A 12,514-nucleotide genomic window follows, 5' to 3' on the forward strand; every position below is an offset into this window, starting at 1 on the left:
ACTTAAATATTTATGGAATCTGCATTACTTTATGAGTCTGTATCGAGATCCGCCATTTCGGATTTTGCTTCACGTAGTCAACGATCAACGGCATCACTTTATTGAAAACAGAATGTTCAGGCTGTAAGAACAGAACACAATCTGCATGCACTTTTGATGCATGCTCTTCTGCCCATTCAAAATCAGATTGATTATATACGATCACCTTCAATTCGTCGGCCACTTGCAAAGACTCTGCCAATGGAGCTTTGAACTTTTTCGGAGAAACGCAGATCCATTCCCATTCACCGGTGATCGGATGCGCACCACTTGTTTCCAGCCAGCACGACATAAATTTTGCATGCAATGAATGCGTTAGCGGCAACAAGTCATACATACAAGGTTCGCCACCGGTAATAACTACCATTTCTGCCTTTGCTTTTTCAATACGGGAAATCATTTCTGAGATAGAAACCTTCGGATGATTCTCAGCAGGCCAGGATTCTTTTACATCACACCAAACACAACCCACATCACATCCACCCAGACGTAAAAAGTATGCGGCCTTCCCTGTATTGAATCCTTCGCCCTGAATGGTATAAAAATCCTCCATCAGAGGATAAGTAATATTTAAATCGTAATTCATTTATAGGAAATCATGTGTGTAAATTTAGAAACTGATTTCCTTCTTTGCAGCACGTAATGTATTTTTTAATAAACCGATGATTGTCATTAACCCAACACCTCCCGGTACCGGCGTGATCCAGGAACATTTCGGTGAAACATTTTCAAAATCGACATCACCGGCAAGCTTATATCCACTCTTTGTTTTATCAGAAGTTATTCTTGTAATTCCAACATCAATTACAATTGCTCCTTCTTTTACCATCTCAGCTTTGAGGAAATATGGTTTACCCAGAGCTGCAATGATTATGTCCGACGTTTTTGATATCTGAGAAATGTCTTTTGTCTTACTATGACAAAGTGTAACAGTACAATTTCCCGGTTCGTTGTTTCTTCCCATCAAAACACTCATTGGCATTCCGACAATATTACTTCTTCCAATTATCGCACAATTTTTTCCTGAAGTACTGATTCCGTAATGTTCCAGCATTAAAAGAATTCCATATGGAGTTGCAGGAATATAACAATCCAGATTCTGCATCATTCTTCCGCTATTGATCGGATGAAAACCGTCAACATCCTTTGATGGAGCGATCGTTTCTGTAACTTTCTGAACGTTGATTTGAGCAGGTAAAGGAAGTTGTACTATCAATCCATCAATCGAATCATCATGATTGATATCTCTTATTTTTTGCAGAAGATCTGCCTCAGAAATTGAATCTTCAAAACGTACCAAGGTTGATTGAAACCCAACCTCACCGCAATTTTTTACTTTGCTGGCTACATACGTTTCCGAAGCACCGTTGTTCCCAACCAGACTTGCACACAAATGCGGCGGTCGCTGTCCGCTGGAAACCATCTGCTGAACTTCTTCAGTCATCTTTCGTTTCCATTCAGCACTGGCAACTTTTCCGTCGAGGAGATTCATTTTTTATTGGTAAGTAGTAAGTGGTAATTGGTGAGTAGCACTGCAATTCGTAATTTGAGGTTCAGACTTTGGAGGATAAGGTTGTAAGTTAAAAGTAATTAATTCGCCAATTAATGAACTGGCTTGCTACTTACCAATCACTACTTACTACTCACTATCTTCGCATCCCTGGCATATTCCGCATCATCTTCGCCGCCTGATCCTTATTAGAGAATACCTTCATCATCTTCCGCATTTCATCGAATTGTTTAATGAGTTTATTAACGTCTTGAATCGTAGTGCCGCTACCGGATGCAATGCGCTGGCGACGGCTACCATTTATAATTGCGGGATTTTTTCTTTCTTCGACAGTCATTGAATGAATCATCGCTTCAATGTGTTTGAACGAATCATTGCTGATATCAACATCACGAACTGCTTTACCTACACCGGGAATCATACCTAAAAGGTCTTTCATATTTCCCATCTTCTTGATCTGTTGAATTTGTCCAAGAAAATCATCAAAGCCAAACTGATTTTTCTGGATCTTCTTCTGAAGCTTTGCAGCCTCTTCTCCATCAAACTGCTCTTGTGCTTTCTCAACAAGGGAAACGATATCACCCATGCCGAGAATCCTGTCAGCCATACGACTCGGATAGAATACATCCAGTGCATCCAGTTTCTCACCGGTACCAACAAACTTGATTGGTTTGTTTACGACAGCTTTAATTGAAAGCGCCGCTCCACCGCGTGTATCTCCATCTAATTTCGTAAGTACAACTCCATCGAAATTCAATCGGTCATTGAAGGTCTTTGCAGTATTGACAGCATCCTGACCTGTCATTGCATCCACAACAAACAAGATCTCATTCGGATTGATCGCTTTTTTGATCGCTTCAATCTCCTTCATCATTTCCTCGTCGATCGCAAGACGACCGGCAGTATCAATGATTACAAGATTGTGATTGAATTCTTTTGCGAAAGCGATACCATTTTTAGCGATCTCAATCGGATTCTTATTTCCCTCTTCACTATAAACAGGAACACCTATTTGTTCTCCCAATACTTTCAACTGATCGATGGCAGCCGGACGATAAACGTCACATGCAACCAAAAGCGGCAACTTCTGACGTTTTGATTTGAGGAACATGGCAAGCTTTCCTGACAAAGTCGTTTTACCTGAACCTTGCAAACCGGACATTAAAATAATCGACGGATTCGAATCGATATTGATATCGACCTTATCACCACCCATCAGGTTGACCAGTTCATCATGCGCGATCTTTACCATTAACTGACCCGGTGAAACAGCAGTCAATACATTCTGGCCAAGTGCTTTCTCTTTAACAGTATCAGTAAATTGCTTTGCAACCTTAAAGTTAACATCGGCATCCAACAATGCCTTCCGAACCTCTTTCAGCGTTTCCGCTACATTGATCTCAGTGATCTTTCCTTCGCCTTTCAGTACCTTAAAGGCCCTTTCGAGTTTGTCCGATAAATTTTCAAACATAAAATTCCGCTTTTTTAGTCGTGCGAAATTAGCAAACTTTGGTCAATAATGGTTGTTGGCTATGGCTAAAGTTCACAGTTATTTGGAAGTTCAAAAAGGTGTCTACCGACCCAACGTATCGACCCAAGTCCCGTCAGGGACACCCTATCGGTAACAGTTGAACCAAGCACAACAGACTGTAAGCTGCCCAAAACCTGCAAAACGACCAGCCCAAGTCCCGTCAGGGACGCCCTATCGGTAAAGGTGATAGATGCACAACACTCTGTTTCAATTCCCCAACCCTCGCAGAGAGGTACCAGCCCAAGTCCCGTCAGGGACGCCCTATAACTGCCGAAGCCGTATCCCATCGCAAGACTCCTCAGTACAAGTTCAAATATAAGAGTATAAACAATCTGGAAACTTTTAAAAAGGTGTCTGATAGTGTTTTATGCTAAATACCTAAATAAACGATATAGCTAATTCAAAAACTATTCTGATCTCACTACTAACCCATCATAAGCCAAACGGATATTCTGAGGCAATGATTTTTCCACTTCCTCATGCTTTCCCAACTGATGTGAAATATGTGTCAGATAGGTTGTCTTAGGCTTAAGTTCATTGACTAATTCAATAGCCTCTTCCAGATTAAAATGAGAAACATGTTTTTCAACCCGCAATGCGTTTAATACCAGCACCTCTGAATTCGCAAGCAATTTCTTTGATTCGTCTGAAATATAATTTGCATCAGTGATGTAAGAAAAATTTCCAATTCTGAAGCCCAGAACCGGTAGCTGCATATGCATTACAGGAATTGGTGTAAAAGTTATTCTGCCGGCTTCAAATGGCTGCTCATCAATTGTATGCAGACTGATCTTTGGAATTCCGGGATAATTATGTCCGTTAAAAATATAAAAAAACTCTCTCCTCAGTGCTTCCTGAACCTGAAGACTTGCATAAACATCTATCGGTTTTTTATGTAAATAGTTGAATGCACGTACATCATCTAATCCTGCGATATGATCCTTGTGTTCATGAGTAAAAACAATTCCATCCAGACTATCCACTTTTTCCCTGAGCATTTGTTGCCGAAAATCGGGCCCGGAATCGATCACAACACGATGTGATTCTGACTCAACCATCAAGGAAGAACGTAAACGCTTGTCTTTGAAGTCAGTCGAACTACATATAGCACATTTACATCCGATCATCGGAACACCCTGAGAAGTTCCTGTTCCTAAAAAGGTGAATTTCATAGTGAAATTTACTCCGGAAAATTAAGATGCAGAAGAGAAATTGATCTCTGTCTGTCGAATTTCCATGAGAAGTTTTATATTCTTTTCGTCGAGCAAAGATTCATCCAGATTGAGACCTTGAATGGCTTCAATAAGATAGGAAACTTTCGCTTCCACTGGGGCGAACTTATTCAGGACAATTATTTTAGAGTTTTCGATCTGACAACTGCCTGATTTAAAATTACCTTTTTCATTGCGGACTTTGTATCCGGCCATGGTCAAAAGATCTTCGATCTTGTCGAGAGTATGTTGAGTTAATTTCATCATAAGTAGTGCAAAGATAATCCTTTCATTAAACTGAAGCTCAGGATAATTGTATGATAAACCAAAATTAATTGTTTTATTTGCGCAATTATATTTTTCAAGCAAAAACAGTCTAAGTGAAAGTAAACGTTCACAAAGAAAAGAATGATTTCGAACGCCGCGTGGCATTGACACCGGAAGTAACTCAATCCCTGATTAAAGCCGGTTTTGAAGTAAATATCGAAAAAGATGCCGGTTTAAATTCTTACTTCGACAATTCTGCGTATGAAAAGGCCGGCGCAAAAATTATTGATGATGCAAAAGCAATCTATAGTGATGCCGATGTAATTCTGAAAGTGAATGCTCCTACGCCTGCGGAAATTGCTTTAATGAAAAGCGATAGCGTACTCATTTCCATGATGTACGCTCAAACAAACCAACCATTAGTTGAAGCTTGTCAGTCTGCCGGAATCACTGCATTTTCAATGGATGCAATTCCCCGTATCTCCCGTGCTCAGAAAATGGATGTGTTAAGTTCGCAAGCTAATCTGGCAGGATATAAAGCGGTGTTGATCGGCGCAGCGGCTTTAGGAAAAATATTTCCTCTACTTATGACTGCTGCCGGAACCATCAAACCATCAAAGGTTGTGATCATGGGTGCCGGAGTTGCCGGCTTGCAAGCAATTGCGACTGCAAAACGTCTGGGTGCAATAGTTGAAGTTTCTGACATCCGACCTGAAACAAAAGAACAAGTTGAATCACTGGGTGGAAAATTCATTGAAGTAAAAGGCGATGCATCTGTAAAACTTGAAGGCGGTTATGTTAAAGGTGTCTCAGATGAATTTCTTAAAAACCAACAAGCACTCATAGGTAAACATATTTCTGAAGCCGATCTTGTAATTACAACTGCATTGATTCCCGGAAGGAAAGCTCCTGTACTTGTTACAGATGATATGGTTAAGAGTATGAAAATGGGTTCTGTGATCGTTGATATGGCTGTTGGACAAGGTGGAAATTGTACAATGAGTGAAGTGAACAAAACAGTAGTAAAACACGGTGTCACTATTATCGGCGAGTCCAATTTACCTAGCCTTCTTCCACTGAATGCTTCTGAATTATATGCGAAAAACATACAAGCCTTTCTTCTCCATCTTGCAAGTAATGAAGGATTCAAATGGGAAATGGAAGAAGAAATTACAAAAGGCTCATTAATAGTACACAAAGGCAAAGCTGTTCATCCATCTTTAAATTTTGCTGTAAACGCCTGATCTATATTCAATCCACACATGAAAGATCTCAATTTTAAAAACTGGACAGAATCGTTCGCACAATCGATTTTGTTGTCTGCTCTTGAAACCGATGAAAACCATATCGATGTTTTCCTGAATAAAAAACTTCGTTCATCAGTTCTTTCGCTTGAAGAAGCTTCTGCGAAAATACATAGCTGTAAAAATCCTAATGACTTTTACTACTTCCTTTGTGTTTTCATTCAGGAAGCAAAAAACTGTATGTATTGGTATGAGCGGTCTTTAGAATACGAAAAAGTTAATCTTAATAATAGTCATATGATCATCAATCAAGGTAAAAGCATGATTGAAGTTCTGGAAGCTACCCTGCGAGTTATAAAATTCCAGGAAAATTTAAACTAGAAAATGAACGAATTCATCTCTTTCATCGGCGAACATATCGATAAAATTTATGTTCTTATCCTGTCCATCTTTGTAGGTGTTGAAGTAATCGGAAAAGTACCTTCGGTTCTCCATACTCCACTTATGTCGGGAGCAAATGCCATACATGGTGTTGTAGTGGTCGGATCAATCATTGTAATGCTGAACACTGAAGCTGATCAGACTCTCCTCTTAAGCCTTGGATTTGTTGCTGTCATTCTTGGTACACTGAATGTTGTCGGTGGATTTGTTGTGACAGACAGAATGTTGGAAATGTTTAAGAAGAAAGATAAAAAATAATTTTCTGCGGAATTATGACTACTAAAAATATACTCGACATCATTTATCTTTTTGCTTCTGTCACTTTTGTGATAGGACTAAAAATGTTAAGTGGTCCTCAAACTGCCAGAAGAGGAAATCTCTGGGCTGCTTTTGGAATGACGCTGGCTGTTGCCGGAACTATTTTTTTACATGATGGTGAAGTTGCTTCTATCATTTACATACTTATCGGACTTGCATTGGCAATCGGTAGTATTATTGGATTTGTAGCTGCGAAAAAAGTAAAGATGACATCAATGCCGGAGATGGTTTCTCTCTTCAATGGTATGGGTGGAGCTTGTGCTGCATTGATATCATTACTGGAATTTCATCACAATGTCGGAGAGACAAGCAGAATTGCCATCATCATGGTAGGACTGGTGATCGGATCTGTTTCTTTTTCGGGAAGTATCATTGCCTTTATGAAACTGAATGGTACATTAAGTAAATCTATACGACTCCCGAATTATAATTTCATCAACCTGATAATGATGATCGTTACGATAGGTGTTGCTGTTTATGTAACAGTGTCAGGAACGGACAGTAATGTTCTTCTTTATGGAACTTTTGCTTTAGCATTATTATACGGAGTATTATTTGTTGTTCCAATTGGTGGAGCAGATATGCCGGTTGTTATTTCATTGCTGAACTCTTTCACAGGATTAGCAGCAGCATTCGGCGGATTTCTTATATGACAATCAGGTTATGTTGACTGGTGGTATCCTTGTCGGATCTGCAGGTACGATCCTTACACTTGAAATGTGCCGTGCAATGAATCGTCCGCTGTTCAATGTGATCTTCGGTGCATTCGGAGAAAGTGCTGCAACAGGTGCAAGCGCAGCAATGAGTGGCACAATTAAAGACATTTCAATCAGCGATGCTGCTGTACTATTAAACTACTCGAAAAAAGTGATCATCGTTCCGGGCTATGGATTAGCAGTTGCTCAGGCACAACATATCATTCACGAACTTGAAATGGTACTTGAAGAACGTGGTGTACAGGTAAAATATGCAATTCATCCTGTTGCCGGTCGTATGCCGGGACACATGAACGTATTGCTTGCCGAAAGTAATGTTGACTACGGAAAACTTTCTGAAATGGATGAGATCAATCCTGAATTTGCTACTACCGATGTAGTCCTTGTTGTCGGAGCAAATGATGTTGTAAATCCTGCAGCAAAAACTGACCCTGCCTCTCCTATTTATGGAATGCCTATTCTTGATGTCGAAGCTGCAAAACATATTATCATCAATAAAAGAAGTATGAATGCCGGTTATGCAGGAATTGAAAACCAGTTATTTTATGATCCGAAGACTTCAATGCTTTTTGGTGATGCGAAAGCTGCGCTTAACAAAACTTGTTACGGAGATAAAATCGCTCTGAAAAGTGAAAAGTGAAAGAAAAAAAGAAAAAAGAAAAAAAACAACTAGAAATAAATTAAGATTATGACAAACAGAACATTTACGATGATCAAACCGGATGGAGTTGCAAACAACTACATTGGTGCTATCCTCGCAAAGATCAACGAAGCGGGTTTCCGTATCGTTGCAATGAAATATACTCAGCTAACTCCTGAGCGTGCAGGTGAATTTTATGCAGTTCACAAAGAGCGTCCATTCTACAATGACTTAGTAAAATATATGTCATCAGGTCCGATCGTAGCTTGTATCCTTGAGAAATCAAATGCAATCGAAGACTTCCGCAAACTGATCGGCGCGACAGATCCTGCTAAAGCAGAAAAAGGAACCATCCGTAATCTCTATGCAAAATCAATCGAAGCCAATGCGGTTCACGGTTCGGATAGCGATGAGAATGCAGCAATTGAAGGGAACTTCTTTTTTGCTGGAACAGAACGGTTTTAACGAATAGTGAATAACGAATAGTGAAAAGTGAAAAGTGAAAAACAGGCGTTGTATTAAAGTATCTTCTTTGCTAAAACGCTTGTTTTTCTTTTTTCACTTTTCACTTTTCACTTTTCACTTTTTCATTACTCGTTATTCGTCATTCAATAAATTAGTTATTTGAATACTATCTCCGAAAGCACATCCGCCTTCACTTCCTCATTCAGCGATGAAATAATTTTTTCTTTTGCCATAAAAAGTTCCTGGCGCAGGGAGGCTGATGAGAGCGTTACAAAAAGTGTTTTATCAATTACTTTGATTTCAATTGTTCTATGGGCTACTGCAGGTCCCATCACTTTCTCCCACGCATTGATGATCCGCACATGATTCATCTTATCTTCTAACCGATACGATTTGATCATTGCTTCCAGAGCTTCTTTCATGCTCAGGTCGTTGGATTTGCGGTAGGATTTCATTGGTTCGAAGGTAGCACTTTTGGGAAATTGTATTGATTGTTTTGCAACAAAGTACATGGTTCATCATCAAGGTTAAAGGTCAGAGGTCACGCTACTTACTTTCAGGCCGCGTGACCTCTGACCTGTGACCTTTGACCTTTTTAAAGAACTGCCACCGCCATCCCTTCAACCTCAAAACACCTAACCTCTTCCCCTATCCTTTTGAAAATTTCCAGAACTCTGTCAAGATGTGTATCGGTAATAAAGATCTGTCCGAAATTATGTTTGCTTACGAGCTCCATCAGTTTTGAGATACGGCTGTCGTCGAGCTTTTCGTAGATATCGTCGAGGAGCAAAATCGGTTTCATGTTTTTCAACTGTGCCATGAAGTCGAATTGCGCAAGTTTCATTGCGATCAGAAATGATTTCTGCTGACCTTGTGAGGCAAACTTTTTCACAGGAAAACCATTGATCATAAAGATCAGATCGTCTCTATGTGTTCCTGATGTTGTGTATTGAAGTACTTTGTCTTTCTCTAAAGATTTCTGCAATAATTCTGCAAATGAATTTTCGTTTAAATCGGAATCGTATTTTATATCGATGGTCTCCTTACCTCCTGAAATAAAATCATAGTATCGTGCAAAGATGGGAATCAGTTCTTCTATGAATTTTTGCCGGACTGAGTGAATTCTATTTCCGAGTGGAATCAACTGTTCATCCCAGATAGACAGCGAATCACTATCAAATTTTCTGCTCTGATACGCTTGCTTGAGATATGCATTCCGTTGGGAGATTACGCGACCGTAACTGATCAGATCCTCCAGATAGACACGATCAAATTGAGAAACGATACTGTCAAGAAAACGACGTCGGTCTTCACTTCCATCTGTAATCAGACTCACATCAGTCGGTGAGATCATTACAACAGGAATAAAACCTATATGATCAGCCAAACGATCGTACTCTTTCTGATTCCGCTTCAGCACCTTCTTCTGACCTTTTTTAAATCCGCATGAAATTGTTTCATCTACGCCATTGAGATCGAAAATTCCCTGCAATACAAACATTTCTTCGCCTCTTTTAACATTCTGGAGATCGGCAGAATTGAAATAACTTTTGCACATAGCCAGATAATGGATAGCATCCAGCAAATTCGTCTTTCCTTCACCGTTTCCACCTGTAAAAGCATTAACACCGCCGGAAAGCTCAATATCGACTGTCTCGTAATTCTTAAAATTTACCAGTGAAAGTTTTTTCAGGAACATAAGCGCCGAAGGTACGCAGCAGGTTGTAATTTCTGGTTCGAAACATTTAAAAAAGAGGTCTGATTTTCAGAATGTCATGATCTGAGTACCTACCTCACAACAGATTATACCGCCTAAATTCATTAATTAACCCAAATATGTGGAAAAGTAGGCCATTTATGAGGAAAATCTGTGGATTTATGATTATCTTTGGTCTACCAATCTTTTTCAGGACCTAATTTTTTTAAATGGAAGAAGAAGAATTCTTAAATAATGACGATCAGCAAAAGCAGATACGTTATTCCATAGAGCGATACGAAGAAATGATTCGCAACAAAGATGCATACTTCTTTGATGTTGATGCATTCGTGAATATTGTTGACTATTACATTGAACGGAATGACCCTGTAAAAGCACTTCAGGTAATCGAATATGCAAAAGACCAGCATCCGGATTCTGTTGAATTCCTGCTCAGGGAAGCTCAGCTGCTTGCTATGGTAGAGCGTTTTGATGACGCTCTGTATATTCTTGGAAAAGCTGAGAAGATTACTCCACTTGATCCGGATCTGTATATGATCCGCGGAAGTATTTATTCGCAGCAGCAGCAGTTTGAAAAAGCAATTGAGAGTTTCAATAAAGCCATTCCTTTAGCTGAAGAGCTTGATATGCTTTATCTGAACCTCGCTTATGTTTATGAAAGCTGGGGCGATTATAACAAAGCTATTGACTATTTAAAGCTAAGTCTGGAAAATAATCCTGAGAACGAAATCGCACTATACGAGATCGCTTTCTGTTTTGAATTCACTGAACGGTTTGAGGACAGTATTGACTTCTATAACCGGTTCATCGATATTCAACCATACAGTTTTCCGGCTTGGTACAATCTGGGGAATGTTTATAACAGACAGAATCGTTTTGAAGATGCTCTTGAGGCGTATGATTATTGTCTTGCCATTAAGGATGATTTTTCATCTGCCTATTTCAATAAAGGAAATACGCTTGCGAATCTGAATCGTTATAAAGATGCAATCGATTGTTATAAAAAGACCTTTGAATTTGAAGCACCGGATGCATTGACGTATTATAACATCGGAGAATGCTACGAACAACTTGAGGATGCACAAAGAGCACGCGATTACTATAAGAAAGCGACAAAACTGGATCCAAACCTTGCTGAAGCCTGGTTAGGAATTGGTATTACTCTGCAAAATGAGGAACGATGGTTTGAGGCTACTCACTACATAAAAAAAGCTATTGAACTCGACGATAAAAACGCTGAATTCTGGTTTGCTATGGGTGATGCTGAATATCATCTCGACAATTATGTTGCTGCCGAAGGTCATTACAAAAAAGTTATTGATCTGGAACCCGATAATCAGGATATCTGGTTAGAATACTCTCATCTTTTGATGGCAGATAACCGTGCTGATGAGGCTCTGGAATTAATTAAAAAAGGGATGATTTTTCTCCCTAATTCTGCCGAATTAATTTACCGTCTTGCATGTTATTACTACTCAATAGGTAATATTCAGGAATCTTACAATGTACTTGCCTCTGCATTGGATAAAAATGTACAACTTTGTCATACGGTCTTCGAGTATTCTCCGGCCATGGAAAACGATCGGCATATACTCGAAATAATTGACCTATATAAAAACCGCATATGAATTTCTTACTCGATAATATACCTCAGCGGACGTCCAAACCGCGTGGATCAGGATTGACCATGATCATGGACAAAGGGCTAAGTACCCGACAAGCTGAAGATATGCTTGATGTTTCTGCCCCCTATATTGACATTGTGAAATTAGGTTTCGGAAGTTCTTACGTTACGCCTAATCTTGAAAAGAAAATTGAAGTCTATCGCTCAGCGAATATACCGGTCTATTTCGGTGGAACTTTGCTGGAAGCTTTCATTGTCAGGAAAAAGTTTGACGACTATATTCGTTTACTTGAAAAATACAAGCTCACACATGCTGAAGTAAGCGACGGATCTATTCAACTGGATCACGGAAAGAAACTTGATTTTATCCGTAAACTGAGTAAGCATTGTACAGTTATCACTGAAGTGGGCTCGAAAGAAGAAGGTATAATCATTCATCCATCGAAATGGATCGATATGATTGAAAGTGAAATCCAGGCCGGTGCCTGGAAAGTAATTGCTGAAGCACGTGAAAGCGGAACTGTTGGTATCTATAGACCTAATGGAAAGGCACACGTTGTTCTGATCAATAAAATTCTGGCAAGAGTCAAAGCTGAAAATATTATCTGGGAAACTCCGAATAAAAGTGGACAGGTTTATTTTATTAAGTTAATCGGTGCAGATGTAAACCTGGGAAACATTTCGCCTACAGAAGTTATTGCACTTGAATCGCTTCGAATAGGTTTGCGAAGTGATACATTCTTTCAGTTTCTCGATAAAAAAATGAACGCTCCAATTTAAAATATACACCC

13 protein-coding genes and 1 pseudogene are annotated in these 12,514 nt (G+C 39.4%); 7 read left to right on the forward strand and 7 right to left on the reverse strand.

All coding sequences use genetic code 11. The annotated features are described in order from the left end of the window. Nucleotides 1–10 precede the first annotated feature (10 nt). The 5 genes from IPL24_02500 to IPL24_02520 all read right to left on the reverse strand — a co-directional run bounded on the left by IPL24_02500 (nt 11) and on the right by IPL24_02520 (nt 4,558). Nucleotides 11–625: a 4Fe-4S cluster-binding domain-containing protein gene (locus tag IPL24_02500; GenBank protein ID MBK8362570.1), complete on the reverse strand. Its 615-nt coding sequence runs from the start codon at nt 623–625 to the stop codon at nt 11–13. A gap of 24 nt (nt 626–649) precedes the next feature. Beyond that, nucleotides 650–1,531: a bifunctional 5,10-methylene-tetrahydrofolate dehydrogenase/5,10-methylene-tetrahydrofolate cyclohydrolase gene (locus IPL24_02505; protein MBK8362571.1), complete on the reverse strand. Its 882-nt coding sequence runs from the start codon at nt 1,529–1,531 to the stop codon at nt 650–652. 154 nt (nt 1,532–1,685) lie between these two features. After that, nucleotides 1,686–3,020 carry a signal recognition particle protein gene (ffh, locus tag IPL24_02510; GenBank protein MBK8362572.1) on the reverse strand — a complete coding sequence of 445 codons (1,335 nt, stop codon included), beginning with the start codon at nt 3,018–3,020 and terminating at the stop codon, nt 1,686–1,688. Between the two features lie 467 nt (nt 3,021–3,487). Next, nucleotides 3,488–4,252 carry an MBL fold metallo-hydrolase gene (locus IPL24_02515; protein ID MBK8362573.1) on the reverse strand — a complete coding sequence of 255 codons (765 nt, stop codon included), beginning with the start codon at nt 4,250–4,252 and terminating at the stop codon, nt 3,488–3,490. Between the two features lie 21 nt (nt 4,253–4,273). Further along, nucleotides 4,274–4,558, reverse strand: coding sequence for a hypothetical protein (locus IPL24_02520; protein ID MBK8362574.1), 285 nt, complete (start codon nt 4,556–4,558; stop codon nt 4,274–4,276). A gap of 113 nt (nt 4,559–4,671) precedes the next feature. Between IPL24_02520 and IPL24_02525 the strand changes: the two genes are divergently transcribed. The 5 genes and pseudogenes from IPL24_02525 (at nt 4,672) to IPL24_02545 (ending at nt 8,382) form a co-directional block, all read left to right on the forward strand. Further along, nucleotides 4,672–5,802: a Re/Si-specific NAD(P)(+) transhydrogenase subunit alpha gene (locus tag IPL24_02525; GenBank protein MBK8362575.1), complete on the forward strand. Its 1,131-nt coding sequence runs from the start codon at nt 4,672–4,674 to the stop codon at nt 5,800–5,802. Nucleotides 5,803–5,820: 18 nt separating this feature from the next. Further along, nucleotides 5,821–6,183: a hypothetical protein gene (locus IPL24_02530; protein MBK8362576.1), complete on the forward strand. Its 363-nt coding sequence runs from the start codon at nt 5,821–5,823 to the stop codon at nt 6,181–6,183. 3 nt (nt 6,184–6,186) lie between these two features. Next, the gene (locus IPL24_02535; protein ID MBK8362577.1) at nt 6,187–6,501 is read left to right on the forward strand and encodes an NAD(P) transhydrogenase subunit alpha; all 315 of its coding nucleotides are present in this window, start codon (nt 6,187–6,189) and stop codon (nt 6,499–6,501) included. Nucleotides 6,502–6,515: 14 nt separating this feature from the next. Next, nucleotides 6,516–7,917 (forward strand): annotated as a pseudogene (locus IPL24_02540) (NAD(P)(+) transhydrogenase (Re/Si-specific) subunit beta). Nucleotides 7,918–7,962: 45 nt separating this feature from the next. After that, nucleotides 7,963–8,382 carry a nucleoside-diphosphate kinase gene (locus IPL24_02545; protein ID MBK8362578.1) on the forward strand — a complete coding sequence of 140 codons (420 nt, stop codon included), beginning with the start codon at nt 7,963–7,965 and terminating at the stop codon, nt 8,380–8,382. Nucleotides 8,383–8,537: 155 nt separating this feature from the next. Here IPL24_02545 and IPL24_02550 read toward each other — a convergent pair whose 3' ends face one another. After that, nucleotides 8,538–8,837, reverse strand: a complete 300-nt coding sequence (locus tag IPL24_02550) for a DUF721 domain-containing protein (GenBank protein ID MBK8362579.1) — start codon at nt 8,835–8,837, stop codon at nt 8,538–8,540. 140 nt (nt 8,838–8,977) lie between these two features. Continuing rightward, a complete protein-coding gene (gene recF / locus IPL24_02555) occupies nt 8,978–10,081 on the reverse strand; it encodes a DNA replication/repair protein RecF (GenBank protein ID MBK8362580.1) in 1,104 nt (367 codons plus the stop codon). Nucleotides 10,082–10,308: 227 nt separating this feature from the next. On the opposite strand from recF, the gene IPL24_02560 reads away from it, so the two are divergent. Together IPL24_02560 and IPL24_02565 are read left to right on the forward strand one after the other, a co-directional pair. Beyond that, the gene (locus IPL24_02560) at nt 10,309–11,727 is read left to right on the forward strand and encodes a tetratricopeptide repeat protein (GenBank protein MBK8362581.1); all 1,419 of its coding nucleotides are present in this window, start codon (nt 10,309–10,311) and stop codon (nt 11,725–11,727) included. After that, nucleotides 11,724–12,503 (forward strand): phosphosulfolactate synthase, encoded by a 780-nt coding sequence (locus IPL24_02565; protein ID MBK8362582.1) that lies wholly within the window; start codon nt 11,724–11,726, stop codon nt 12,501–12,503. The genes IPL24_02560 and IPL24_02565 overlap by 4 nt, the downstream gene beginning before the upstream one ends. Nucleotides 12,504–12,514 lie beyond the last annotated feature (11 nt).

This window comes from Bacteroidota bacterium (assembly GCA_016711505.1).
In the GTDB taxonomy this organism is placed as follows: Bacteria; Bacteroidota; Bacteroidia; order AKYH767-A; family 2013-40CM-41-45; genus JADKIH01.

What these genes read in the sequence shown, in the direction of transcription:
- IPL24_02530 (MBK8362576.1), top strand. Translation starts at nt 5,821, where the DNA reads ATGAAAGATCTCAATTTTAAAAACTGGACAGAATCGTTCGCACAATCG.
- ffh (MBK8362572.1), bottom strand. Translation starts at nt 3,020, where the DNA reads ATGTTTGAAAATTTATCGGACAAACTCGAAAGGGCCTTTAAGGTACTG.
- IPL24_02500 (MBK8362570.1), bottom strand. Translation starts at nt 625, where the DNA reads ATGAATTACGATTTAAATATTACTTATCCTCTGATGGAGGATTTTTAT.
- IPL24_02560 (MBK8362581.1), top strand. Translation starts at nt 10,309, where the DNA reads ATGGAAGAAGAAGAATTCTTAAATAATGACGATCAGCAAAAGCAGATA.
- IPL24_02565 (MBK8362582.1), top strand. Translation starts at nt 11,724, where the DNA reads ATGAATTTCTTACTCGATAATATACCTCAGCGGACGTCCAAACCGCGT.
- IPL24_02520 (MBK8362574.1), bottom strand. Translation starts at nt 4,558, where the DNA reads ATGATGAAATTAACTCAACATACTCTCGACAAGATCGAAGATCTTTTG.
- IPL24_02515 (MBK8362573.1), bottom strand. Translation starts at nt 4,252, where the DNA reads ATGAAATTCACCTTTTTAGGAACAGGAACTTCTCAGGGTGTTCCGATG.
- recF (MBK8362580.1), bottom strand. Translation starts at nt 10,081, where the DNA reads ATGTTCCTGAAAAAACTTTCACTGGTAAATTTTAAGAATTACGAGACA.
- IPL24_02550 (MBK8362579.1), bottom strand. Translation starts at nt 8,837, where the DNA reads ATGAAATCCTACCGCAAATCCAACGACCTGAGCATGAAAGAAGCTCTG.
- IPL24_02535 (MBK8362577.1), top strand. Translation starts at nt 6,187, where the DNA reads ATGAACGAATTCATCTCTTTCATCGGCGAACATATCGATAAAATTTAT.
- IPL24_02505 (MBK8362571.1), bottom strand. Translation starts at nt 1,531, where the DNA reads ATGAATCTCCTCGACGGAAAAGTTGCCAGTGCTGAATGGAAACGAAAG.